The sequence below is a fragment of the Chryseobacterium lacus genome (assembly GCF_003336205.1).
GTDB lineage: Bacteria > Bacteroidota > Bacteroidia > Flavobacteriales > Weeksellaceae > Chryseobacterium_A > Chryseobacterium_A lacus.
Genome location: NZ_QPIE01000002.1, coordinates 337,583 through 362,371, shown reverse-complemented (window position 1 = coordinate 362,371; position 24,789 = coordinate 337,583). Strand labels below are relative to the sequence as shown.

Genomic DNA, 24,789 nt, shown 5'->3' with positions numbered 1-24,789 from the left:
AACCCCAAAACTATCTGTAAACTAAAATGAATATTGTTATTTCCCTTTATAAACGGGTTTTCTCTTCTCTAAGAATGCGGCAACACCTTCACTGAAATCTTCCGTGTTGGCTGCGCGCTGCTGAAGTTCTGCTTCCAAGCGAAGCTGCTGTTTCAGGGTGTTATCATAAGACTCTGCAAAAGCCTGTTTAGTAAATTTGAATGCGGATGTTGGCATTTCTGACAGCTTTTCAAGGATTTCCATGGATTTAGTCATAAATTCTTCCTCGCTGAAAACCTCTGCGATCAATCCTAAGTTTTTGGCTTCTTCAGCATATAGTTTTTTGCCTGTAAAAGTAAGATAATTGGCCATTTGCCGTCCTAATAGTTTTGGAAGGAAATAAGTTCCAGCGGTATCCGGAATTAAGCCGATGCCGGAAAATGCCTGGGAAAAATACGCTTTTTCTGAAGCTAAGGCAAAGTCGCAGATGAGTGAGAGCATAGCTCCGGCGCCTACTGCAGGACCATTCACCAAAGAGATTACCGGTTTTCTGCAACGCGTGATTTCCAAAACGAGCGGGTTATAAAAATCGGTAACGAGCTTTTTAACGATGGAAATATCATTTTTCTCATCCCGATCTGCAAATGCGGCAGCGAGATCCTGGCCGGAACAGAAAGCGCGGCCTCTTCCGGAAATTGCGGCTACGCGAACGTTGTCGTCTTCGTTGCAATAAATGAAAAAGTTCTGTAAATCCTTCAGTGTCGGCCTGTTAAGCGCATTCATGGTCTTATCGTTATTGAGATAAGCAATCATCAGTTTACCATCAAAATGGGATTCGATGTCCAGTTGAGTAATCATAATTTAAAAATATTTTGTAACCTGACGAAAATACAACAATTAGACGATATTCAGATCAACTCAATTTTAAATCCACAAAAAAACGGCCTCCATTTTCGGAAACCGCTATTCTAAAAAAGTTCAAAAAATTATCTGCCTTTGAACATGGCTTTTCTTTTTTGGTAGTGCGCTTCTATGGCTTCTGCATAATCTTCTGAAGCAGCAGCCATACTTTGATATTCACTTTCCAGCCTCAGTTGTTCGTTCAGCCTGTTGTCGTGGCTTTTTCTGAAAGCTCTTTTGGTGAGCCACAACGCTTGGGTAGGCATGTTTACAATATCTTCAATGACTTGAAAAGCTTTTTCCTCAAATTCGTTTTTTGGAAAAACATCCGCAATCATTCCCATTTGTTCGGCTTCTTTCGCGTAGACTTTTTTTCCTGTAAATGCGAGGTAAGCAGCCTTTTGCATTCCAATATTTTTAGGTAAATAATACGTTCCGCCGGCATCAGGAATTAGTCCGATCTGAGAAAAAATCTGGGCAAAATATGCTGTATCTGCAGCTAAAGTAATATCACAGGCCAAAGCAATATTAGCGGCTGTGTCGGATGCAGGCCCATTTACCAAAGCGATAACGGGTTTTCTTGCATACCGAATGGCGGAAATAAGCGGGTTGTAATAATCGGTAACCAGTCTTTTCACTTCTCTTGGTGAACCCTGATTTTTAGTATCAGTATCTTCAAAATTTACATTTTGCCCTGAAGAAAACACGTCTCCTTTTGCCGCGATAACGATGCACCGCGTATCTTCGTTACGGCTGTAGAATTCTATAAAACTTGCGAGTTCCAGAAGAAGGGGTTTGGTTAATGGATTCATTCGTTCAGGCTGATTGAGCCAGGCGATCTTCAGCCGGCCATTCATTCTGGATTCCATGTCGAATTGTGAGTAGACGTAATTTGCCATCTTATTATTTTTTTAATTATATAAAGTTAAAGAAAACTAATGACATTTGAAATAGTCGAAAGGTTCCAAACAGTCATTACACTGGTAGCTCGCTTTGCAGAGTGTGGACCCAAAACGGCTGATCTGCTTCGTGTTTTCTGAACCGCATCTGGGGCAGGGTTTTGGCTTGTTCAAATGATCTTTATCGGCGCCTTTTTCCGGTGGTGTGATGCCGTAAACTCGTAATTTTTCTCTTGCTTCATCCGTGATCCAATCCGTAGTCCACGGCGGGGAAATAACCGTAATTACTTTTGCCGTAATTCCCATTTCTTTGAAAAGTTTAATGATATCCTCTTCAATATTATACATCGCAGGACAGGCAGAATACGTAGGTGTGATAATGATTTCCGCTTCACTTTCAGCCACCATTTTCGCCTCACGGACAATGCCCAGTTCCACAATATTGATCACCGGAATTTCAGGATCTGGAATTTGGGATAATATTTTTTTTAAATCAATCAATGTCAGTTTCTCAATGTAATATTTAAAGGAATTATATTGTTTAGTTTTACCATTCACAGCCCGGATATGCGCGTTGCATGTACTGCAATTCACAAAGGATGTATCCGAAATATTCGGTGTGGTATCCTGTTCTGCTGCCTTTTTGCATAAAATCTGAAGCAGGTATTTCGAGGCTGAAATTTTGAAAGTCCTCAGCAACTTTTCTTTTCCAGTCGCCGTACAGTGTTGTAGAGTCGGGAATTAAATTTAAGGCAACCAGTTCAGTTTCGTCTTTTACTTCATCGAACAAACCTCCGGTGTATTCCCAAAGGTTATCAAGAGCTTTCTGAATTCTCGAGGTACTTTCCTCTGTTCCTGCAGCCAAAACTTTTACCCAGGTAGCAGCATGAGTATAATGATATTTCACTTCTTTTAAAGATTTCTGCGCCAAAGCGGACAGTTGTTCATCAGCACTATCAGAGAGTTTTGAATAAAGCAGACTCTGATACACAGAAAAGAAATACACTTTCAGAATGGTTTGAGCATAATCGTCATTAGGAAGCTCTACCAGATGGGCATTCAGATATTCATGTTCGTAACGCAGAAAAGCCAGATCGTCTTCTGTTTTATTTTCACCCTGTAATTGAGCGGCATATTTATAAAAGTTGGAACTTTGTCCCAAATAATCCAGCGCAATATTGGTGAGGGCAATATCTTCCTCCAGATAAGGTCCTTTTCCGCACCATTCTGCAAGGCGCTGTCCCATAATCAGGGTATCATCGGCTAATTTTAAGATATAATTCTTCATAATTTTGTTTTCGGCTTTCGTTGATCTGCTTCGGTGATGACCGATGGCTGATGAAAGAAAGCTTTTTTACATATTTTTCACATCATTAGGAATTTGATAAAAAGTAGGATGACGGTAGAGTTTGTCATCAGCTGGATCGAAGAATGCTTCTTTGTCCATTCCTTCACTAGTTACAACATATTTTGCCGGAATCACCCAAATCGAGGTTCCTTCTTTTCGTCGTGTATAGACATCTCTCGCATTTTGCAAAGCCATTTCTGCGGTTGCTGCTTGTACCGTTCCTGCGTGTTTATGGGAAAGTCCGGGTTTAGTTTGGATAAAAACTTCCCACATTTCTAAGTTGCTCATTAAATCTTCTTTTATTTTTTTATAATTTTTTTCGTAAAAATTTGACTTTCAGACTTTATTGTCACAAAATATACTCCTTGCAGCATATTGTTCAAATTTAATTTTACTTGATAATCATCAAAGAAACGTCTCAAAACAAGCTTCCCAGAAGTATCATAAACATTCAACTCTTTTATTTTTTCTCCTTTCTTGCTTTGAACATTGAATTCTTCATTAACAGGGTTTGGAAAAACAACAAAACTAGAACCAGTATCATGACTTTGAATAACTTCTTCATTTGCTAATCCTAGATTGTTTATATCTACAATAAATATTTCAGCACCAGATTCTTTCAATACATCTGTATTGTAAAAGTTGGCGAGATAAAATAATTTATCTTCTGTTGAGACAAGTTTATAAATTGATTCTTCATTACCAATTAAATGTCCATTTGCATACAAAGTGAATGGATAGGTTCCTAAAACTGTTCCGTTAGATGTCCATATTTTGTAATCCTGATATTGACTATTTAAGAAAAACAAGTTATTGTTAACACAATTAAAATCCTTAAAATTGTGAGTGGCATTATCCAATGCAACTGGTTGATTTATTCCATCAGTAACATAAAGCTTACCTCGCAAAATATAAATATTATTTCCACATAAAGTAAATTTAATATCCATTCCGCAGCAATTCGAAACTAAATTCGAAAACAGATTTGTTCCCGAAACTGTTCCATCTGTCATATATAATTTGTAAGCGTCGGTCGGATATGTCCCATCAAAAATCCAAGTATAGAAATACAACTTGTTATTAAAAACTATTGTATTACTGGTATTTATCCCACTACCATATTCAGCATTTTTTCTATATCTAGCAAATTTTACTGACGAGGAAGCTGAACCATCTGTTGACCAATAATCCTGAAAATATTGTCCATTGGCTGTTTTATCATTTACAACAATTATTAGTTTGTTATTTACAACATTTATTATTCTCGGAATCTCATTTTGACCTACTGAATTATAATATGTTTTAAAAATTTGTGTCCCTACATTTGTTCCATCTGTTTCCCAAATTGAATAAATGTTATTGCTATCATATCCTGTAAAATAAACCTTCCCGTTAAAGTTTGCATAATCAAAATCTCCATTAGTACCAACATTAACCACCTGAACATCATGTATCTTGTAAGTTCCAACAACAGTTCCGTCAGTTCTCCAAAGTCTACTTGCACCAGTTGTGCCAGTTGAGCCATCGTCTGCTCCAAAAAGTGTAATGTTATTATTTAATGCCATATAAAAAGGATTGACATTTAATGATCCTTGATTATATGGACTTAAATCTTTTATTAAATATGTTCCTGCTTCAGTGCCATCAGTTACACAAGGTTCAAACCCACTTCCAACATTGCATCTAAAAAAAGCCTTATTACCATTTTTAAAAAAATAATTATCATCGCCTCCATAAACTGTTGAATAGCCTCCAACATTCATATCCTTAATTATTTTAGTGTTGGACAATGTTCCGTCTGATTTAAACACTTCCATTCCTTCTTTGAATCCATTTCCAAAGTAAATTAAATTATTATTTAAGGAAATACTGGCATCAATATCTGAACTTCCTCTGTGATTTAAATCATCTAAAAGTGTTGAAGTATTAGTTGAAAAATTATAGTTAAAAAGTTCAATTCCATTTTTTATATTTTCACCATTTAACACTAAAGTGTTATTATACTCAAAAGCATTTAAACTATATCCTGTATAATTAGATGTTAAATTAATATCTGATACGAGTTTAGTTCCTGCTGTTGTCCCATCAGAAATATAATGTTCATTATAATTATTATTCTTTCTGAAAAACAAATATGAATTTTCAGAGGATTCTGCAACGATAGTGGTGTTCGACAACAAAGGAATATATGATGATAAGTTAACTGTAGTCGCTGCCGTTCCTTCCGAAGTCCAATAAGATTGGTTGAAAGAAGAATCTGAGGCTTCAAAATATAGCTTATTATTAAAAACTCTTAAAGGATTGTAACCAGCAACAGATGAATATGGTGGATTTGTGAATAAAGTAATGGTGTTTGCAGGTGTTCCATCACTAGTCCAAAGTTGAAGACCTGAAGATGTATTTATACAAAACATTATTTTATTTTGAACATTCACTGCATCGAAATGATAAATATTTGAAAAATTCTTAATTAATTGCGTTTGCGTTCCATCGAAACTCCACAAACCTTGTAGAATATTATTTTGTTTTCCAATAAAATAAATTTTATTGTTATATACAATTGGCTTTAGATTCAGTCCGCTATTAGAACCGACGTAAAAATCAAGAACTTGCGTTGTTCCAATTTCTGTCCCATCAGTTTTCCACAGTTCAGTCCCAGTTATACCATCACTTGCAAGAAAATAAATTTCATTGTTAAAAATAAATGGATGCAATACATTCGAGTTACCGTTTGGATTAATTTTTTTTACGATTTTAGTCCCAACCTCTGTCCCATCGGTTACCCACAAATCATTCGAATTGTTGACATAACTAGTAAAAAACATCTTGCTTCCAAGAATTATCGAATTTGAAATACTAGTATGGTAGTTAGGATTAATAATTTTCAAAAGGTAGGTTCCACTTTCAGTCCCATCACTTCTCCAAAGTTGTTGATAATAATTGCCACTGCCAATTAAATTAGAATCAGCAGTAAAAAGTAGCACTCCATTAAGTTCTTTAAAAAAACATCCACTGTCAATTGAACTGTTGTTAGAATTTATATCTTTTACAAGACGTGGTTTAGTATTCAAGTTATCTTTAACATATAATTCCCTGTCATTATATACATTGGCCGAGAAAAAAATTTTATTTCCAACTCTTGTCAAATGATCTGGTTCACTATCTCCACCAAAATTGGTTTCTAACATCGTTGAATTAATACTTTGAGCAAAAATTGGACTCAATAATAGGTTAAATATAAAAGCTAAGTAAATTTTTTTCATATATCTCTTTTTTATTTTTCTAATTCCAATTTCTCCGCAAATGCAATCGCCGCTTCCTTAACCCAAGCGTTTTCTCTTTGGGCTTTTCGTTTGGTTTCGAGGCGTTTTTTGTTGGCGGGACCGTTTCCTTTTAAAACTTCATAAAATTCGTCCCAGGGAAGTTCGCCGAAATCATAATGTTGCGTTTCTTCATTCCATTTTAAATTTTTATCGGGAACCTTCAAACCTAAAAATTCGGCCTGCGGAACGGTAACATCAATAAATCTTTGGCGAAGCGCATCATTGCTTTCTCTTTTTACGCGGTAGTTCATTGATTTCTGTGAGTTAGGAGACGCGTCGTCATTCGGGCCAAACATCATCAGCGCAGGCCACCAGAAGCGGTTCAGGGACTGTTGTGCCATCTCTTTCTGCTCTTTGGTTCCGCGGCAAAGCGTCATCAGAATTTCATATCCCTGTCTTTGGTGAAAAGATTCCTCCTTGCAAATCCGCACCATAGCTCTGGCATACGGACCGTAGGAATTTCCCATTAGCATCACCTGATTCATAATGGCAGCACCATCCACAAGCCAGCCGATGGCTCCTATATCGGCCCAACTGAGTGTAGGATAATTAAAAATACTGGAATATTTTGCTTTTCCGGCCAGCATATCGTTGTAGGTAGAATCTCTGTCGGCGCGAATGGTACCATCATTAAGAGTTTCGCTAGCCGCATAAAGGTAGAGACCATGTCCCGCTTCGTCCTGTATCTTGGCCAGAAGTGCCATTTTTCTTCGGAGCGATGGTGCTCTGCTGATCCAATTGGCTTCAGGAAGCATTCCCACCACTTCCGAGTGAGCATGTTGCGAAATCTGGCGTACCAGCAATTTCCGGTAATCCTCCGGCATCATATCTTTAGGCTCAACTTTATTTTCTGCCTGTACGTAATCTAAAAACTTTTGTAACTCCATAAATTTGTTTACGGCTCCTTTGTTTTAGGAGTCCAATATTAAAGTTTTTCCCCGCTTAATTCGTCTTTGATATACAGTCCCAGTTTTCCGTTTGCATATTCGCCGGCAACGAAACTTACTTTCTCAGGACCGTCATCAATTTCATATTCATTAAAATAATAAACCTGACCTTCAAAAGGATCTCTCACTTCGATTTTTCGGTCTGTACAATGCCAGTAATGGCTCCAGATATTAAGCCCTTTTATTTTGTGCTCTTTATCTTCTTCAATTATCGAATCAAATTTCCACTGGGTCATAATCGTACTTTTTAATAGGTTAAACATCATAATTCAGCATCACAACATTCGTAGTTGGGTGACACTGGCATGTTAATACAAAGCCTTTTGCCACTTCGTCTTCCGTAAGCGCAAAATTCTTTTCCATAAATACCTCACCTTCCATTACTTGTGCTTTGCAGGTACAGCAAACGCCGCCTTTGCAGGCAAATGGAACCGGAAGTTTTTCGGCAAGAGCCTGGTCTAAGATACTGTTTTTCTTGGAATTGAGATGAAAGGAATATTCATCATCATCAATGATCAGCGTCACCATGCTTTCCAGATTCGGGATGGCTTTGAACTCGTCGCTCTTTTCTGCATTTTCATCATCATCCGGTGCCGAGTAGTATTCGTACATTACCTGCAACGAAGGTACTTTCCTGTCCTTTTTTAGATATTCTGAAATGTCCTTGATCATTTCTGACGGGCCACAGATGAAAAAAGTAGTTTCCTGAACAGGAATTTCGGGGAAACGTTCAAAGAGCCGATCCAGTTTTTCAGCAGAAATTCTTCCTTCAAAAAGTTCATCTTCGTAATGTTTTTCTCTTGATAGAAGATAAATAACTTTCAGTCTTCCGCCGAATTGCTCTGCAAGTGCATCTATTTCTTTTCGGAAAATAATACTTTCAAAACTTTTGTTGCTGAAGAAGAGATAAGCACGGGATTCCGGTTCCTGATACAATGCTTCCTTCAGGTTGGAAAGCACAGGAGAAATTCCGCTTCCCGCAGCCAAACCAACGTAGGTCTTCTGGTTGCTGGGATGGTGATGGGTGTAAAAATGGCCCATCGGTTCCAGTATTTCCAGATGATCGCCTATCTGAACTTCGTGATTCAGAAAAGAGGAAACCCGGCCTTCTTCCATGTTTTTTACTAGGATTTCTATTTCCTGGTTGCCTTCTGATGGCGCATTAACAATGGAATAAGAACGGCGCAGATCTTCACCGTCTACTATTCGGCGCACATTGATGTACTGTCCCTGTTTATACTTGAATAAATTTCTTAAATGTTCAGGAATTTCAAATGCGATATTAACGCAATCGTTGGTTTCCTTGCTTACTTTGGTTGTTTTTAGCTGATGAAAATGATGCATAGTTTTGATAAAAAATCACCTGAAGTGAATTCAACAAATATACAGAAAAATACAAAACACGGAAAGGCGGCTTTTATTTTGGACAATGTTTAAAAAGTTCAGATATTTGAATTCATATTCCGATGAGATTGTTGATTTCGGAAAATATGTCGTAAATTTATCAATGAAACGCATTAATTTCGGAAAAATTGTCCTTATTGTGGTGGCTATAGCAATTTGATGAGGTTTTTGCACTACTCAGGAAAATTTTAAACATCACAATACAAATAATATGAACTTAAACCAATTTACTGTAAAATCTCAGGAAGCCATTCAGAAAGCGCAGCAAATTGCGATGGAATTTGGCAACCAAAGTATTGAACCACAGCATCTTTTGGAAGGAATTTTTCAGATAGATGACAGTGTTTCTGAGTTTCTTCTGAAAAAATCTGAAGCAGAAGTAACTTTGGTACGAGAAAGAAACCGCGCGTTGATCGAAAAACTTCCTAAAGTGGAAGGGGGCAATCTTTATCTCTCACAGACGGCAAACAAAATATTGCTGGATGCGCCTAATATCGCTAAAAAGATGGGCGATGAATACGTTACGATTGAGCATTTTTGGCTCTCTCTTTTTGAAGTCAATTCTGAAGTTTCCAAAATATTGAAAGATATGGGAATTACGAAAAATTCCTTGGAAGCAGCGATAAAAGAACTTAGAAAAGGATCGCGCGCCACTTCGGCCAGTTCGGAGGAGACGTATCAGAGCCTGAATAAATATGCGAAAAATTTCAACGAACTAGCAGCGGAAGGAAAACTGGATCCTGTCATCGGAAGAGATGAAGAAATCCGAAGAGTGTTGCAGATTTTATCCCGAAGAACCAAAAACAATCCTATTCTCATCGGTGAACCCGGCGTGGGTAAAACCGCAATTGCAGAAGGTATAGCACACCGAATTATCTCCGGAGATGTTCCAGAGAATCTGATGGATAAAACCCTTTATTCGTTGGATATGGGCGCGTTAATTGCAGGTGCCAAATACAAAGGAGAATTTGAAGAAAGGCTGAAATCCGTGGTGAATGAAGTGATCAAATCCGACGGTCAAATCATTCTTTTTATCGATGAAATTCATACGCTTGTAGGAGCGGGCGGAGGTGAAGGTGCCATGGATGCAGCAAATATTTTGAAACCTGCTCTGGCTCGCGGTGAACTTCGCGCAGTAGGAGCTACAACTCTGAATGAATATCAAAAATATTTTGAAAAAGATAAAGCGCTGGAAAGACGTTTCCAGAAGGTGATGGTGGAAGAACCGGATACGGAATCTGCGATTTCGATTTTACGGGGAATTAAAGATAAATATGAAGCACACCATAAAGTTCGGATAAAAGATGAAGCCATTATCGCAGCTGTTGAACAGTCGCAACGGTATATTTCTGACCGCTTTTTACCTGATAAAGCTATTGATTTGATCGACGAAGCTTCAGCGAAACTCAGAATGGAAATTAATTCGAAGCCTGAAGAGCTGGATGTTCTGGACAGAAAACTCATGCAGCTGGAGATCGAACTTGCCGCCATTTCCCGTGAAGGTAACCAAGTACAAATCAACCATATAAAAGAAGATATTGCCAAGGTTTCGGAAGAGCGCAACGAGATCAATGCAAAATGGCTGAAAGAAAAACAAAAATCTGAGGATCTGACTCAAATTAAAAAAGAAATAGAATCCCTGAAACTGGAGGCGGAACGAGCCTCGAGAGCCGGTGATTATGCGAAAGTTGCAGAGATTCAGTACGGTAAACTGCGCAATAAAGAAGAAGAACTGAAAAAAATGGAGTTGGAAATGCAGAACAGTCAAAACGAACTTATTAAAGAAGAGGTGACTGCGGAACATATTTCTGAAGTTATTTCGAAATGGACTGGAATTCCGGTGACTAAACTTTTGAAAAGTGAAAGAGAAAAACTTCTGCATCTTGAAGATGAACTTCACAAAAGGGTAGTAGGACAAGAAGAAGCAATAGAAGCAGTAGCTGATGCAATTCGCAGAAACCGCGCCGGACTGAATGACGAGAAAAAACCTATCGGAAGTTTTCTTTTTCTGGGAACCACGGGAGTCGGGAAAACCGAACTGGCGAAAGCACTTGCCGAGTTTCTTTTTGATGACGAAAATAACATGACGCGAATTGATATGAGCGAATATCAGGAACGCCATTCCGTGTCGCGACTGGTAGGTGCGCCTCCGGGGTACATCGGTTATGAAGAAGGCGGACAACTTACTGAGGCGGTTCGACGTCGTCCTTACTCCGTTGTGTTGTTGGATGAAATAGAAAAAGCACATCCGGATGTTTTCAATACCCTTCTTCAGGTCTTGGACGACGGGCGTTTAACAGACAATAAAGGTCGCGTAGTGAATTTCAAAAACTCGATCATCATTATGACTTCCAACATGGGATCACAGCTTATTCAGGAAAATTTTGAGAATTTGACAGATGATAACAGATATGAAGTTATTGAAAAAACTAGAGAGGAAGTCTTTACCCTTCTGAAACAAACCCTGCGGCCGGAGTTTCTGAACCGAATCGATGAAGTGGTGCTTTTCCAACCGCTGACTAGAAAGGAAATTGGAAAAATTGTTCAGTATCAGTTGAGAGGTTTCAATAAGATGCTGGAGAAAAAAGGTATTCTGATGACAACTACGGAAGATGCCATTGAGTACATCATGAACAAGGGTTATGACCCGAGTTTCGGAGCCCGGCCTTTGAAAAGAGTCCTTCAGCAGGAAGTTCTGAATAAACTTTCCAAAGAAATTCTGGCCGGAAATGTAAATGACGGCGACCGCATTACTCTGGATTATTTTGAAGAAAGCGGATTGGTGTTTCGCCAAACCGAATAAATGATGTAATTGTAATTTTTTTGAACGCTTCTGCTTCGGTAGAAGCGTTTTTTTTTGAAGATAAAGTTATTGAAGTTAGTTGATTTGATTTTCACTTTTTTGAAAAGCACGAAGTGTTTGTGATTTGACTTCCCGGAAGTGCGATTTAGTTTTCAAAATGATGAGTCAGTGCGGCCAATTCCATTGAGTTTTTTGTGGGTCCTGATCTCGCCTCAGACGAGGTCGACTCTTAGAATGGGTTTGAATTTAATACAAAAAAAATCTCAGATTTCTCTGAGATTTTGTGGGTCCTGAGGGATTCGAACCCCCGACCCTCTGGGTGTAAACCAGATGCTCTGAACCAACTGAGCTAAGAACCCTTGTTTTTGGTTCGGCAAATATACAACGAAATATTAGTTCTGCAAATTTTTTTCTAAAAATTCTCCCACTACAAAGTTGCTGCCGCCAATAAAGATCATTTCGTTTTCATTAACATCTTGTTTTGCAGCTTGATATCCCGACTGTACATCGTCGAAAATTTTATAGTGAATTCCGGCATTTTGCAGCTCTTTTTCATATTCCGACGGATGACGGCCACGGCTGATAGCGGGTTTTACAAAATAATAGCGGGAATTGCCAGGGAGAATTTTCAAAACTTCATCAATTTTCTTGTCGTTCACGAACCCCAAAATCATGTGTTTTGTCTTGGGGATTTCGTTCAGTTGCTCAAACACGATTTCCAGTCCGGCCTGATTATGAGCGGTGTCGCAAATGATGAGCGGTTTTTCAGAGAACTGAAACCAGCGGCCAATGAAATTGGTATTGGAGCCAACATTTTGAAGCCCTCTTTCTATATCAATGTCTGAAATCTGAACGCCCATTTTTTTTAACTCCTTCACCAAAGCTAGCACAACACGGATGTTATTTTTCTGATAAATTCCTTTTAAATCGGAGGAGAGTGAAGTTTCAATCAAGGTGGCATCAACGAAAGCGGCATTTTTTTCTTTCGCAGTTTCGGACAGAATATTTTTCACTATCAGGTTTTCATCACCGGAGATTACGGGTGTATTTTCTTTAATAATTCCGGCTTTTTCCTTCGCGATTGCTTCGATGGTATCGCCAAGAATGTCCTGATGATCCAATTGAACATTGGTAATAGCGGAAACCAGAGGATTGATAATATTGGTGGAGTCGAGCCTGCCCCCTAAACCGACTTCGATAATAGCGAAATCCACTTTTTGGCGGTAAAAATATTCAAAAGCCATAACGGTGGTAATTTCAAAAAAAGAAGGCTGAAGATCCTTTGGAAGGTTTTTCATTTGCTGAATAAATGCGTATACAAAATTTTGATCGCAGTTTTTGCCGTTTATTTTGATTCGTTCAGTAAAATCAATAAGATGTGGCGAATTGTACAGCCCGATTTTATAGCGAGCTTCCTGCATTACCGATGCCAGCATATTGCTCGTAGAACCTTTGCCGTTGGTTCCGCCAATGTGGATGGTTTTTATTTTGTCTTGCGGATTTCCAAAAAATTCACACAGCGCAGAAATATTCTGCAATCCGGGTTTATAGGCTTTTTGTCCATCGGTCTGATAATTTGGAGTTTGAGCAAAGAGCCATTCGATAGCATCTTGATATTGTTCCTGAGTCATTTTGCAAAAGTCCAAAAATATTTCTTTTAATAAAATATCCCTGTCAGGATTTGTAACATTTTATATTTACCTTCGTCTAATCTTCTAAAACATTGCTATGAAAAAGCTTCTGTTTCTTGTGTTGAGTGGTACTTTTTTGTCTGTATCGGCACAAAAAAAATGGACTCTGCAGGAAGCTGTGGATTATGCGGTTTCTCATAACTTGCAAGTGATCAGTTCAGATTATAACCGAAAATTGCAGGAAAGTTCTCTTCAAATTGCTAAAAGGGAATATCTGCCATCGGTAGCCGGAAACATTGGTAATACAGTTTCTTTTGGTGAAGGGAGAGATATTTTCGGAACTACGCAGCGAAATGATAATTTCAGCAATACGACCAGTTTGAGTGCTGATGTTCTGCTTTTTAATAATGGAAGATTGGAGAAAAATGTCAGGAAAACTGCTTTTGACCTTGAAGCTTCTGAGTACGATCTTCTGAGAGTGAAGGATGATATTTCACTTCAGGTGGCACAGCAATATCTTCAAATTCTTCTGAATAGAGAAATCGTGAAGATCTCGGCTAGTGCATTGGAGAATGCGCAAAGACAATACGACAGGGCGCGAATAACCACAGAAGGAGGTGCGACGCCACAAACCGTTCTTGCGGAAGCTGAAGCCGGACTGGCAAGAGAAAAGCAGAATTTTAAAAATGCGGAAATCAATACCGAAAGAAGCCTTTTTACCTTGGCTCAATTACTAAGAATAGAGGATTACAGAAATTTTGATGTGGAAAATGTAGTGCTCCCCGAAGTGCCACAACCGCCTCTGCATTCCACCGAAAATATTATCGAAACTGCATATCAAAATCAACCACAGATCAAAGCTGCGGAAACAAGAATCAAAGCTGCCGAAGCACAAACAGAAGTGGTAGAAACTGCTTTTTGGCCAACGGTAACTGCAGGTGCAGGCTTGGGAACTTCTTATTTTAACTCGCTTGTTACGGATATTACAGGAAGAGATCTTACCGGAAATGTTATCAAAGAAGCCGGATTTTTTCAGCAATACAAAAATAATTTCGGACAACAGATCAGCCTTTCCGCCCATATTCCTATTTTTAACAAAGGAATTACGAGACTTCAGGTGCAGCAGAGCAAAATAAACGAAGATATTGCAAGAAATAATCTGGAAGCTCAAAAGCAGGAAGTTCTTCAGAATGTGCAGCGTGCTCAGTTCGATGCGCAAAGCAACTATGAAACTTATATGGCTGCCCTGGAAGCGGCGGAAAGTTCAAGACTGGCTCTGGATTTTACTGAAAAAAGTTTCGCTGCGGGAAAAAGCACCATTTATGATGTCAATATAGCGAGAAACAACTATGCGAATGCGCAAGGTTCTATAGCGCAAGCCAAATACAATTATCTTTTCAGCGTAAAACTGTTAAATTTCTATGCCGGAATTCCGATAGCTTTGTAAAATTATTTCTATCTTTATTCCTGTGAAACACTATTCTAAAGGCAAAAGTGTAATATGACGGCGCATTTTTTACAGAAATATTTACCGGAAAATTCTTTGCCCTATCTACAGCAATGGTTGGGGCAACATCCCATTCAAATTTTGATTTCCAGAGAAAGAAGTTCAAAGCTCGGAGATTACCGAAGAATGCCTGATCATTCGCATCAGATTACCATCAACTCTACTTTGCCTCCGGAATTATTCTTTTTTGTCCTCACCCATGAAATGGCTCATTTTTTTGCTTTTCAAAAGTTTGGATACAGAATCCGGCCGCATGGAAGGGAATGGAAGGAAGAATTTGCAAAGATGCTCATGGACAGTTTATCAGTTTATTCCAAGGATTTACAACCTGTTATTTTGCAATTTTCAAAGTCGCCGAAAGCCAGTTTTGCTGCCAGTACAGGATTGGTGAAATATTTCCATACCGACAACGGAGAAGAAGGAAATTTTGTGGAAACGCTGAAGAAGGGAACCATTTTCTGTTACCGTCAGGAAAATTACAAGATGGAGACCAAACTTAAAAAGAACTATCTTTGCACCCGGCTGAGCACTGGAAAAAAATACGTTTTCAAGCCGCTGGCAAAAGTTAAAAAATTAAGTTGAAATGGTGTTGAATTCAAGCAACTACTGTGTCATCATGGCAGGAGGAATCGGGAGCAGATTCTGGCCCATGAGTACACAAAAATTTCCTAAACAATTTCAGGATATTCTGGGAACCGGCCGAACAATGATTCAGCAAACCTACGACAGAATCAGCAATATTCTGCCTCCGGGAAATATTTTTGTTATCACCAATAAAGAATATACAGAACTCACCGCACAGCAGTTACCCGAAATTCCTGTTGAAAATATTGTCGGTGAACCGATGATGAAAAATACTGCAGCCTGCAATCTTTATATGGCGAATAAAATAGCGGCAATTGATCCAGATGCCAATATTATTGTTCTTCCCGCAGATCATCTAATTCTGAAAGAAACTGTTTTTCTGGAAAAAGTTGAATTTGCGTTTGAGTTGGCGGCAGAAAACGATTACCTTATCACGATGGGAATTACGCCTACAAGGCCGGATACGGGGTATGGATATATTCAGTTTGTAGAGGAAAAAAACGCAGGCGCATTTAAAGTAAAAACATTTACGGAAAAACCAAGTCTGGAGTTTGCACGAACTTTTATTGAAAGTGGCGATTTCCTTTGGAATGCCGGCATTTTTATCTGGAATGTGAAAAGCATTTATAAAGCTTTTGCGGAATATCTTTCGGAAATGACGGAACATTTCAGCTCGTGCGAGTATAATACGGAGGGTGAGAGACGCTGTATTGAAACCATTTATCCCAAAGTAAATAAAATTTCTATCGACAACGGAATTCTTGAAAAAGCGACAAATGTGTATGTGATTCCGGCAGATTTAGGATGGAGTGACCTAGGAACGTGGACTTCTGTTTATGAAAATGCAGAGAAAGATGAAGCCCGAAACGCCATCAATTCCAAGTACGTTCTTTCTTACAATTCCAAAGGAAATATTATCCGATTCAAAAATCATAACAAAGCAGCCATTATTGACGGCCTCAAAAATTATATTATTGTGGATACGGACAAGGCACTGCTCATTTGTCCGCGGAATAATGATCAGCTGATTAAAGAGTATATTCAGGATCTGAAAAACTTCAAGAAAGGCGATAAATTCATCTGAACCTGTACAATATTCCCGCAGTATTTTTGTTCTGTTAGAAGTATTTCGATAAGATTTATTATGCTAAAAATATTTTTATTTTTGTTTTTATTGATGGGTAGCTTTCTGTTTTCGCAAGAACCGAAGAAAACGTCCTATAGCAATGCGGAAAACATTCTTAACAATATTGTTCCTAATGAACGGCTGGATTCCTGGACGCTCATCTACAATGTTTATGCAAGAGACCGCGTTGTAAAGTCTTCGGGTAAAGAAGAAATGTTGCCGGCTTTCGACGGTTTCCAAATTGGTCCTCATCAGGAAGGATATTTTTATATCAACTATGTTAAAGACGGAAACACCTCTCAGATCACTGATCTTCAGGCTTTGAAACAGTTTGTAGGAATCGTGGATAACGGTGATGAAGCAGCTATTATTGCAGCAGCAGAAGGTTATGTAATTGATTTTGGATTTAAAGATTATACCGCAAATTATTACGATGCAGGCGCATTTTATGTGGTGGATGCGGGTAAAGTGCTTTCAGAAGAATGTCCGCTCCAAAAAAACCATTATGAAGTCTGGATTGATAAAAAAACCGGGAAAATCACTCAGGAAAAAGAACTGGGAACCTATTTCGAATTGTACGGGAAAGAATGCACCAATAATCCACATTACGATGCGCTGAAGCAGCAGATGGAAGACGTGAAGAAAAAAGCGGAAGAACAGAAGGAAATTCAGAAAAAAATGACAGAGAAAATGAAGAAAAGACTTCAGAAACTCCGGAGAAAAAATTAATTTTATTCCAAAATCTGTGTTGCGGCTTCTTTAGATTTCACCTTATCGATCACTCTTGTGCAGATCCCTTTTTCATCGAAAATAAAAGTTGCCCGCACAATTCCCATGTAGGTTTTCCCAAAATTTTTCTTCTCCTGCCAAACCCCGAACTGATTCACTACTTGCTGATCTTCATCCGCAAGCAAATCATAACGAAATCCATATTTTTCATGGAAATTTTTCTGTCTTTTTATGGAATCGGCGGAAATTCCAATGAGCTGATATCCTGCCTTTTTCAATGTTGAAATATGATCGTTCAAGTTGCAGGCTTCCACGGTACACGTTGGCGTATTGGCTTTCGGATAAAAGAAAATCACAAGTTTATTGCCCAGAAATTCTGTAGATTTGATGATGTTTCCGTCCTGATTTTTCAGTTCAAACTCCGGTAATTGGTCTCCTTCTTTCAACATATCTTTCATTTTAATTTCAAAAATAAGGAATTTAAAAGGAATCGTCTTTCTACTTTGGTAAATAAGGGTGTAGGTATATTTTGATTTAAAAATGCTACGTTTGCGATCAGAATTATAAGTGACATGACCAAAAAGCAAAGAGCCGAAATTATCCTCAGAGAACTCGAAAAATTATATCCTGAAACTCCAATTCCGCTGGATCATACTGATCCTTTTACGTTGTTGGTTGCTGTTGCACTTTCCGCACAAACCACCGATAAAAAGGTAAATGAAGTTACACCCAAGTTATTTGCTGTTGCCGATACGCCGCAGAAAATGGCTGCTTTGGAGGTGGAGCAAATCCGTGAACTCATCAAAGAGATAGGACTGAGCAATACGAAAGCCAGAAATCTTAAAAGAATGGCGGAATTGCTCGTGGAAAAGCATGACAGCGTGGTGCCGCAAACTTTCGAAGAACTGGAAGAACTTCCAGGAGTAGGTCACAAAACTGCTTCTGTAGTGATTAGTCAGGCATTCGGACATCCTGCATTTCCGGTCGATACGCATATTCACCGGTTGCTGACACAGTGGAAAATTACTTCAGGAAAAAATGTGGTGGAAACAGAAAAAGATGCGAAAAAAGCTTTTCCGAAAAATACTTGGAACAAAGTGCATCTTCAGATTATTTTTTACGGCCGGGAATATTCTCCCGCGCGAGGCAATAGAGAAAGAGATTTTATCAGCAGAATGCTTTCCGGAGAAAAAACTACTGAATAATTTTTTTCACTTTGTAAATCAGTTCAGTAATCTCAAAAGGTTTGGCAAGATAATCGTCGGCTCCGGCTTCTTTGCCTAGTTTTAACGTTTGAGGATGGGCGGACATAAGGATAATTTTGATGTCTTTTGTTGCTTTCCGGGTTTTCAGATTTTTAATTAAAGTGAGGCCGTCTACCCCCGACATCAGCATATCAGTAATGATGAGGTTTGGCTTTGTCTTTCTGATCATTTCTTCGGCGATCATGGGATTTACACAGCATGTTACTGAATAACCTTCCGGAACCAGCAAGGTTTCAACCAGAGTACAGATATCTTCATTATCGTCCACAACGAATATTTTCATTTTTTTACCTTTTTAGGGATACATCAATTTTAATCATGAATTCTAATGAATGTAACACGATGTTATTGTATTAAAAATCACATTTATTATTTTAAAAATAACAAAGCAAATATAATAATAAAAAGCAATTGAATAAAGATAAATAAATATTATTGTTTATTTGCCCATAATTCCATCTTTCTTTCCAGAACAGATAATGGCAAGCAACCTTGGCTGAGGATTTCGTCATGAAACTTGGCTAAGTGGAATTTGTTTCCTAGGCTTGCTTCATATTTATTTCGTAATTCCCGTATTTTTATGGAGCCTATTTTGTAGCTCAGTGCTTGTCCGGGCATTGCCATATAACGTTCTATTTCCGCAGTTGCGCTGGCTTCATCATAAGCTACGTTGCTCAGAAAATACTGAATTGCCTGTTCCCTGGACATGCTTCCGGTGTGAAGTCCTGTATCTATCACAAGGCGTACTGCGCGCAGCATCTGATCACTCAAATACCCCATTTTCTGATAAGGATTTGTGTACAAATCAAATTCCGGGCCTAATGTTTCGCAATAATGCGCCCAGCCTTCACCATAAGCGCCAAACCAACCAAAACGCATGAACTTTGGAATATTTTCATTTTCCTGCTGCAAAGCAACCTGATAATGATGTCCCGGAATCGCTTCGTGAAGAAAGAGAGATTCCATACCACTTGTTATATTGAACTTGGAAGGATCGGGAATAGGAATATAAAAAATACCCGCTCTTTTTCCATCAGGTGTTCCTTGGACGTATTCTGCACTTGCACTTGCTTCCCGAAATTTTTCGGTTTGGCGGATTTCAAAACCCGTTTTTGGAAAAACACTGAACATGGAGCCCAATTTGGGTTCTATTTTCTTCATAATTTCGTTGAAAGCGGCAAGTACTTCTTTGGAGGAACGATAAGGCATGGCTTTCGGATCGGTTTTCAGATGAGCCAAGAATTCTTCCAGAGTACCTTGAAATCCTAATTGAAGTTTTACTTTTTCCATTTCCGAACGCAGCATGGCTACTTCTTCTTCGCCGATTTTCCTGATTTTTTCTACATCAGTATTAGTCGTAGTCCAGCTTTTTGCGTGATATGCATAAGCGTTTTTTCCATTGGCGATGGCGTGGTATCCGTCTGTATTTCTGGATTTTGGAAGGTATTCTTTTTCCAGAAAATCTGCCATGGCTGTATAAGCCGGAATTATTTTTTGGGTAATAGTTTCGTGATATGAAGCAGAAATTTTCTCTCTACTGGCCGAAGATATTGTTGCTGGAAATTCTTTTAGCGGCCCAAAGAAAATGTTTTCATTGCGGTTTTTGCTAGTGATTTCCGTAGCTCTCAATTGTGCGATCATTTTCATCACTAATGTTCGAGGAAGAACCATATTATTCTGTATTCCCAGACGAAAATTTTCGGTCGCGGTGTCCATCCAGGCCGGAAATTTCTCCATTCTGCGCAACCAATTGTTATAATCTTCTTCAGTATGAAAAGGCTGGCTTCCTTTTCCGCTGCCTAAGAGAGGAAAATCTAACGGCAATCCGCCAAATTGTGTAAAAGGAATATACTGCGGATGATAGGCGTAGCGTTCTATTCTATCTTTGAGGGTAAAATCGAGCACATCAAAAATTACCTTTTTATCATCTGTTAAGTTCTTATAATCCACCTGTTTCAGAAGATCCTGAACCGAAGTATAAAAAGCGATTTCTTCAGAAATAAAATCTTTGCTGATATTTATTGGAAGTTGATCATTGTATCTGCCATCTCCCTGAGCCGTGGCTTCGAGAGGATAAAATTTTAGATATTGTTCATAATATTTTGCCGCAACCGAGTCTATATTTGCTGAAGGTTTTTTTTCTTCTACACTTTGTTTTTTTTGACATGCTGTGAGCAGTGTCACAAATATGAAAAAGAGCAGGTGAATCTTGTTGTTCATGTTTTCTTTTTTGCTATGCTAAATTAATTTTAAATTTCTCTTCATACAACCCTTCGCTAGACAAAATATCGGCTAAAATGTTTTGCGTAACCGGGCAATTTTTTATCTTTGTTCAATGCGTTTAAAAATCAAATATTTACATTCAATTCTTTAAAGTAAAATGAAAGGGATTTTGAAAATTTATCACCCCGACGAGACCTTAAAATATCATATTACAAATACTTACTGCAAAGCAGTTTACAGCAATAAACAGCATCTTCTGGAAGTAGAAATAAAGACGGATGACTGTCTTGATCATGTAGAGGACGACTCATTACAGTATCATTTTCCACAGCTCTCTCTGAATGTTTTTGATTTTCCTATTGATTCGCAAAATCTCGAAGAACACACTTTCCTGATTTCTGATGATGATGAAAACACCTTCACAGAAGTAGATTTATATGATGATGAGGACGCATATCTTTATGATAATGAACTCACTTTCAATACTAATGATGAAGAAGTTCTACAACTCGTTTGGAAAGGGATGATTAGTGATTTTTATACCGGTTTGGACTCACCGGTTCCTTTCAGATTGAAATGTCATTTCAAACATGAAGATCCTGAAGTTGGCGACGAATAATAAAAATCATAACGTAAATAATTTCATCATACTAACGGAAGGTGATTTTCGTTACTATAAATACTAAACAATACTATGCAGGACAGTACACAGGTTATTACAACGGCAGTAACACCCACGGTTCAGGAACCGGAAATCCATGTTTTTTCACTTTGGGACGTTTTGTTCAGCGGTGGAATTGTGGGAAATTCCATTATGATTGCTATTTTTCTATTGGGAATTCTGGCACTTTATATTTTCCTCGAAAGGTATTTTTTCATCAAAAGAGCTTCCAAACCGACTCCTAATTTTCTGGAAAACATTAGGGATTTCATACAGGACGGAAAAATACAGACCGCCGTTGACTATTGTAAAAGTATTGATTCTCCTGAAGCAAGAATGATAGAAAAAGGGCTGGCCAGAATCGGAAGGCCAATTTCTGATATTTCCAATGCCATGCAAAATCAGGGACAACTGGAAGTTTCCAAGCTGGAAAAAAACCTCAATATTCTTGCATCTGCAGCTGGGGCAGCTCCCATGTTAGGGTTTCTGGGAACCGTGGTCGGGATGATTATGGCATTTTTTGAAATCTCAAATGTTACCGGAGCGGTAAGCCCAAAATTACTGGCTTCTGGAATTTATACTGCAATGGCAACCACGGCAGTCGGCTTATTTGTAGGGATTCCAGCGTATTTCTTTTATAATATTCTGGTTACCAATGTCGATCGCCTGGTTTTGAAAATACAAACTCATGTTAACGAATTTTTAGATACCCTCAACAAACCGTTGTAATATGGAGTTGAAAAGGAGAAATAAAGTAAGTGCGGAATTCAGCATGGCATCCATGACAGATATTATATTTCTGTTGCTGATTTTCTTTATGATTACCAGTTCTGCCATCAGCCAAAGCGCTATTGATGTGAAACTGCCTAAAGCTACTTCCGAACAAGCAAATGCACAGGATCCCGCAACGGTAACCATCACCAAAGATGGCAAATACTTTGTAAATGATGAAGAAATAGCCAAAGAACAGCTGGAAAATCATTTGGTAAATGTTTTAAACGGAAATGAAAATCCTTCTTTTACTATCAGAGCTGATGAAAATGCTATTCATAAAGATGTGGTTTTCGTTATGGGAATTGCAGAAACGCACCATTTTAATTTAGCGATTGCCACCATTACTGAGGAATAAATACTATTTTTAAATAAATGTATACACTGCAACATAAGAGAAATGAACAGAATGACCGGAGAAAAAGTGCGGTGATCACGTTTGTGTTTTCGTTACTGGTGTTTTTAGGAATATTTTTCTATCAGTTTACAAGAACTGTGATTCCACCCCAAGAAATTACCACCATGTTGATCAATTTTGGTGATCTCCGGGATGGCGACGGGACGGAAGAGCCTGCTCCCCAGGAAGGAAGTTTTGCTTCCTCAGATAAAATGACGCAACCCCAACCTGTCGCCATAACTTCACCGGCGGTAAATGAAAAGGTGATTACTGGAAATAATATAAGTATGACCACTCCGAAGACGGAGAAAAAGGAAAATGTGAAAAAAGCTGCTCCGCAACCCGTTGTCCGAAATAAACCTTCTTCAGCATCTGTGAAATCCTCTACCACAACGCCCAAATCACAAGGCGACGGAAAAGGAACAGCCGCTGTAGGAAATCTGATCCGCGGACGGGGAAATAATGCCGGAAGCCAGGGAACAAGCGGAACTACAGGAAATGCAGGAGATCCGTTGGGTGGAGATGGAAATGGAGACAGCCGGATAGGCATCGACCGAAAACTTGTTGGATTTATTCCGGGAACAATGGGAAGAGGTGGTTCGCAACCCAGTCATAATTGCGAAGCAAGTGGAAGTATTACGATCGCTTATGTTGTGGATCAAGCAGGGAATGTTACCTCAGCGAGACGTTCCGGTGGAATCTCGGATGCCTGTGTGGTATCCACCACGCTTGCTTGGGTAAGACAATATGTAAAAGCCGAAAAAGCGAATACATCGTCTACAGGCAGTTACAGAATTACTTTTTAAAATTTCTTTAAATAAAATCTCAGATTGAGATTAATTTAGATTTTCAGGTAATCTTGAAGGAATTTTTTCTGGGAATCAAATGCTAAATCTTCTAAACGCAGTTCCTGAATGGGTATCCACCGGGTTTCAGAGATCTCGGAAAGTTCAGGGATAATTTCAGGTTTTTCGGGAATTTCATATTCAAAGAAAAGATCCAGGGTGTGATAATCTATTCCTTTATAAAGATAGATATTCGGAAGGCTGGAAATATAACGCAGAGAAGCTAAATCTACTTCCAGCTTTAGTTCTTCCCACAATTCTCTTTTACACGTTTCCTCAGCACTTTCTTCAGGATCTACAAATCCGCCGGCAAGATCCAGCTTGTCTTTGTGGGGATCATTATTTCTTTTTGTAAAAAGGATTTCATTTTTATGTCTGATCATAACGGCAACCGCTCCCGCAACATTGTGATAGAGCGTAAATCCGCAATTGCAACTCCATTTTCTGTTGTCCCAACGGATGGTTTTTTGGCCACAATGGGGACAGTATTGAAATGTACTCATGAAATTCTGGATCCTGTTTCTGTAATGTTTCGTGGATGATAATTCAGAATCACATCGCGGAGTTCTTCGGTTTTCAAATGTGTATAAATTTCAGTTGTTGTGATACTGGAATGCCCCAACATTTCTTGAATATAACGCAAATCGGCACCATTCTGCAATAAGTGTGTCGCGAAAGAATGGCGAAAAGTATGCGGCGAAATCTTCTTGCTGATGCCCGCCTTTTCTGTAAGTTCTTTGATGATTATAAAAACAATAACTCTCGACATCGAAGAGCCGCGGCTGTTCAGAAACAGAATATCTTCATGTTTCTTGTTAATTTTATATTGAGATCTTACATGGTCGATATAGTTCCTAATGAGCCTTGTTGTGTAATCGGCCAGCGGAACAAAACGGGATTTGCCTCCTTTTCCGTCTACTTTCAGATAATTTTCTTTGAAATTAATATTAGAAATTTTCAGCTCAATAAGTTCAGAAACGCGGAGTCCGCATCCGTACAAAACTTCTATAAGACATTGATTTCTCAACCCTAAATCGGTATCCAAATTGATCGCTTTGATAACTCTTTCTACATCCTCCAGACTTAGCGTATCAGGAAGATAAAGCCCGAGTTTTGGGCCTTCGAGAAGCTTTGAAGGGTTGTCTTCCCTTATTTCATCTTCTAATAAATATTTGAAAAAAGCTTTAATAGAGGAAATCCAACGAGCCTGTGAACGTTCACTAAATTTTAATTTTGATAGTCCGAAAAGATATTCCTGCAATTGGGTGTAAGTAATGGTGTCCGGGCCAATACCGGGAAGTTCAACTTCGGCGTAGTCTTTCAGTTTCCGGATATCCCGAACATAAGCATCCAAGGTGTTATCGGAAAAGTTTCTCTCGAACCTGAGAAAATTCTCAAAGTCTTTTAATTTTTCATCCCAATTCATAGTTGTGTTTTCTTTGTGTT

25 protein-coding genes and 1 tRNA gene are annotated in these 24,789 nt (G+C 38.6%); 10 read left to right on the top strand and 16 right to left on the bottom strand.

Annotated features, from left to right (window positions below; translation table 11 throughout):
- Positions 1 to 36: 36 nt before the first annotated feature.
- From DQ356_RS03705 to DQ356_RS03665, 9 genes are all read right to left on the bottom strand, one after another.
- Positions 37 to 837, bottom strand: a complete 801-nt coding sequence (locus DQ356_RS03705) for an enoyl-CoA hydratase/isomerase family protein (protein WP_114303106.1) — start codon at positions 835 to 837, stop codon at positions 37 to 39.
- Positions 838 to 965: 128 nt separating this feature from the next.
- Positions 966 to 1,778, bottom strand: a complete 813-nt coding sequence (locus DQ356_RS03700) for an enoyl-CoA hydratase/isomerase family protein (protein ID WP_114303105.1) — start codon at positions 1,776 to 1,778, stop codon at positions 966 to 968.
- A gap of 36 nt (positions 1,779 to 1,814) precedes the next feature.
- Positions 1,815 to 2,279, bottom strand: coding sequence for a 1,2-phenylacetyl-CoA epoxidase subunit PaaD (gene paaD, locus DQ356_RS03695; protein ID WP_114303160.1), 465 nt, complete (start codon positions 2,277 to 2,279; stop codon positions 1,815 to 1,817).
- Between the two features lie 46 nt (positions 2,280 to 2,325).
- The gene (paaC, locus tag DQ356_RS03690) at positions 2,326 to 3,111 is read right to left on the bottom strand and encodes a 1,2-phenylacetyl-CoA epoxidase subunit PaaC (RefSeq protein ID WP_228420630.1); all 786 of its coding nucleotides are present in this window, start codon (positions 3,109 to 3,111) and stop codon (positions 2,326 to 2,328) included.
- Between the two features lie 21 nt (positions 3,112 to 3,132).
- Positions 3,133 to 3,414, bottom strand: a complete 282-nt coding sequence (gene paaB / locus DQ356_RS03685) for a 1,2-phenylacetyl-CoA epoxidase subunit PaaB (protein WP_114303103.1) — start codon at positions 3,412 to 3,414, stop codon at positions 3,133 to 3,135.
- An 11-nt stretch (positions 3,415 to 3,425) separates the two neighbouring features.
- Positions 3,426 to 6,389, bottom strand: a complete 2,964-nt coding sequence (locus DQ356_RS03680) for a T9SS type A sorting domain-containing protein (RefSeq protein WP_114303102.1) — start codon at positions 6,387 to 6,389, stop codon at positions 3,426 to 3,428.
- A gap of 11 nt (positions 6,390 to 6,400) precedes the next feature.
- On the bottom strand, positions 6,401 to 7,336 hold the full coding sequence (paaA, locus tag DQ356_RS03675) for a 1,2-phenylacetyl-CoA epoxidase subunit PaaA (RefSeq protein WP_114303101.1): 936 nt from the start codon (positions 7,334 to 7,336) through the stop codon (positions 6,401 to 6,403).
- A gap of 38 nt (positions 7,337 to 7,374) precedes the next feature.
- A complete protein-coding gene (locus DQ356_RS03670; RefSeq protein WP_114303159.1) occupies positions 7,375 to 7,632 on the bottom strand; it encodes a hypothetical protein in 258 nt (85 codons plus the stop codon).
- A 19-nt stretch (positions 7,633 to 7,651) separates the two neighbouring features.
- A complete protein-coding gene (locus DQ356_RS03665; protein ID WP_114303100.1) occupies positions 7,652 to 8,740 on the bottom strand; it encodes a 2Fe-2S iron-sulfur cluster-binding protein in 1,089 nt (362 codons plus the stop codon).
- A 271-nt stretch (positions 8,741 to 9,011) separates the two neighbouring features.
- Between DQ356_RS03665 and clpB the strand changes: the two genes are divergently transcribed.
- A complete protein-coding gene (gene clpB / locus DQ356_RS03660) occupies positions 9,012 to 11,603 on the top strand; it encodes an ATP-dependent chaperone ClpB (RefSeq protein WP_114303099.1) in 2,592 nt (863 codons plus the stop codon).
- A 284-nt stretch (positions 11,604 to 11,887) separates the two neighbouring features.
- Here the strand turns inward: clpB and DQ356_RS03655 are convergent.
- A tRNA-Val gene (locus tag DQ356_RS03655) sits at positions 11,888 to 11,962 on the bottom strand.
- Positions 11,963 to 11,995: 33 nt separating this feature from the next.
- Positions 11,996 to 13,234, bottom strand: a complete 1,239-nt coding sequence (locus DQ356_RS03650) for a bifunctional folylpolyglutamate synthase/dihydrofolate synthase (RefSeq protein ID WP_114303098.1) — start codon at positions 13,232 to 13,234, stop codon at positions 11,996 to 11,998.
- Between the two features lie 97 nt (positions 13,235 to 13,331).
- On the opposite strand from DQ356_RS03650, the gene DQ356_RS03645 reads away from it, so the two are divergent.
- Genes DQ356_RS03645 through DQ356_RS03630 form a run of 4 tightly spaced genes read left to right on the top strand, consistent with a single transcriptional unit; the run spans position 13,332 to position 17,181 of the window.
- Positions 13,332 to 14,681, top strand: a complete 1,350-nt coding sequence (locus DQ356_RS03645) for a TolC family protein (RefSeq protein ID WP_114303097.1) — start codon at positions 13,332 to 13,334, stop codon at positions 14,679 to 14,681.
- A 54-nt stretch (positions 14,682 to 14,735) separates the two neighbouring features.
- Positions 14,736 to 15,323 (top strand): SprT-like domain-containing protein, encoded by a 588-nt coding sequence (locus DQ356_RS03640; protein ID WP_114303096.1) that lies wholly within the window; start codon positions 14,736 to 14,738, stop codon positions 15,321 to 15,323.
- A gap of 1 nt (position 15,324) precedes the next feature.
- The gene (locus DQ356_RS03635) at positions 15,325 to 16,410 is read left to right on the top strand and encodes a mannose-1-phosphate guanylyltransferase (RefSeq protein WP_114303095.1); all 1,086 of its coding nucleotides are present in this window, start codon (positions 15,325 to 15,327) and stop codon (positions 16,408 to 16,410) included.
- Between the two features lie 60 nt (positions 16,411 to 16,470).
- Complete coding sequence (locus DQ356_RS03630; RefSeq protein ID WP_147267611.1) at positions 16,471 to 17,181, top strand: hypothetical protein; 711 nt, start codon at positions 16,471 to 16,473, stop codon at positions 17,179 to 17,181.
- A 2-nt stretch (positions 17,182 to 17,183) separates the two neighbouring features.
- On the opposite strand, the gene bcp is transcribed toward DQ356_RS03630, so the two are convergent.
- Entirely contained in the window at positions 17,184 to 17,630 is a 447-nt protein-coding gene (gene bcp / locus DQ356_RS03625; RefSeq protein WP_114303158.1) for a thioredoxin-dependent thiol peroxidase, read from the bottom strand.
- Positions 17,631 to 17,753: 123 nt separating this feature from the next.
- On the opposite strand from bcp, the gene nth reads away from it, so the two are divergent.
- Positions 17,754 to 18,386, top strand: coding sequence for an endonuclease III (gene nth / locus DQ356_RS03620; RefSeq protein WP_114303093.1), 633 nt, complete (start codon positions 17,754 to 17,756; stop codon positions 18,384 to 18,386).
- Here the strand turns inward: nth and DQ356_RS03615 are convergent.
- The gene (locus DQ356_RS03615; RefSeq protein WP_114303092.1) at positions 18,376 to 18,729 is read right to left on the bottom strand and encodes a response regulator; all 354 of its coding nucleotides are present in this window, start codon (positions 18,727 to 18,729) and stop codon (positions 18,376 to 18,378) included. The two genes, nth and DQ356_RS03615, sit on opposite strands and share 11 nt — an antisense overlap.
- A 149-nt stretch (positions 18,730 to 18,878) precedes the next feature.
- Positions 18,879 to 20,666, bottom strand: a complete 1,788-nt coding sequence (locus tag DQ356_RS03610) for a DUF885 domain-containing protein (protein ID WP_114303091.1) — start codon at positions 20,664 to 20,666, stop codon at positions 18,879 to 18,881.
- A 160-nt stretch (positions 20,667 to 20,826) separates the two neighbouring features.
- Between DQ356_RS03610 and DQ356_RS03605 the strand changes: the two genes are divergently transcribed.
- The 4 genes from DQ356_RS03605 to DQ356_RS03590 all read left to right on the top strand — a co-directional run bounded on the left by DQ356_RS03605 (position 20,827) and on the right by DQ356_RS03590 (position 23,304).
- Positions 20,827 to 21,288, top strand: coding sequence for a hypothetical protein (locus tag DQ356_RS03605; protein WP_114303090.1), 462 nt, complete (start codon positions 20,827 to 20,829; stop codon positions 21,286 to 21,288).
- 75 nt (positions 21,289 to 21,363) lie between these two features.
- A complete protein-coding gene (locus DQ356_RS03600) occupies positions 21,364 to 22,059 on the top strand; it encodes a MotA/TolQ/ExbB proton channel family protein (RefSeq protein WP_228420621.1) in 696 nt (231 codons plus the stop codon).
- A gap of 1 nt (position 22,060) precedes the next feature.
- Positions 22,061 to 22,459 (top strand): ExbD/TolR family protein, encoded by a 399-nt coding sequence (locus tag DQ356_RS03595; RefSeq protein WP_114303089.1) that lies wholly within the window; start codon positions 22,061 to 22,063, stop codon positions 22,457 to 22,459.
- Between the two features lie 17 nt (positions 22,460 to 22,476).
- Entirely contained in the window at positions 22,477 to 23,304 is an 828-nt protein-coding gene (locus DQ356_RS03590) for a ferric siderophore ABC transporter substrate-binding protein (protein WP_114303088.1), read from the top strand.
- A 35-nt stretch (positions 23,305 to 23,339) separates the two neighbouring features.
- Here DQ356_RS03590 and DQ356_RS03585 read toward each other — a convergent pair whose 3' ends face one another.
- Both DQ356_RS03585 and xerD read right to left on the bottom strand, forming a co-directional pair.
- Positions 23,340 to 23,846, bottom strand: coding sequence for an NUDIX hydrolase (locus DQ356_RS03585; RefSeq protein WP_114303087.1), 507 nt, complete (start codon positions 23,844 to 23,846; stop codon positions 23,340 to 23,342).
- Positions 23,843 to 24,769 (bottom strand): site-specific tyrosine recombinase XerD, encoded by a 927-nt coding sequence (xerD, locus tag DQ356_RS03580; RefSeq protein WP_114303086.1) that lies wholly within the window; start codon positions 24,767 to 24,769, stop codon positions 23,843 to 23,845. Before xerD ends, DQ356_RS03585 begins: the two co-directional genes overlap by 4 nt.
- Positions 24,770 to 24,789: the final 20 nt, after the last annotated feature.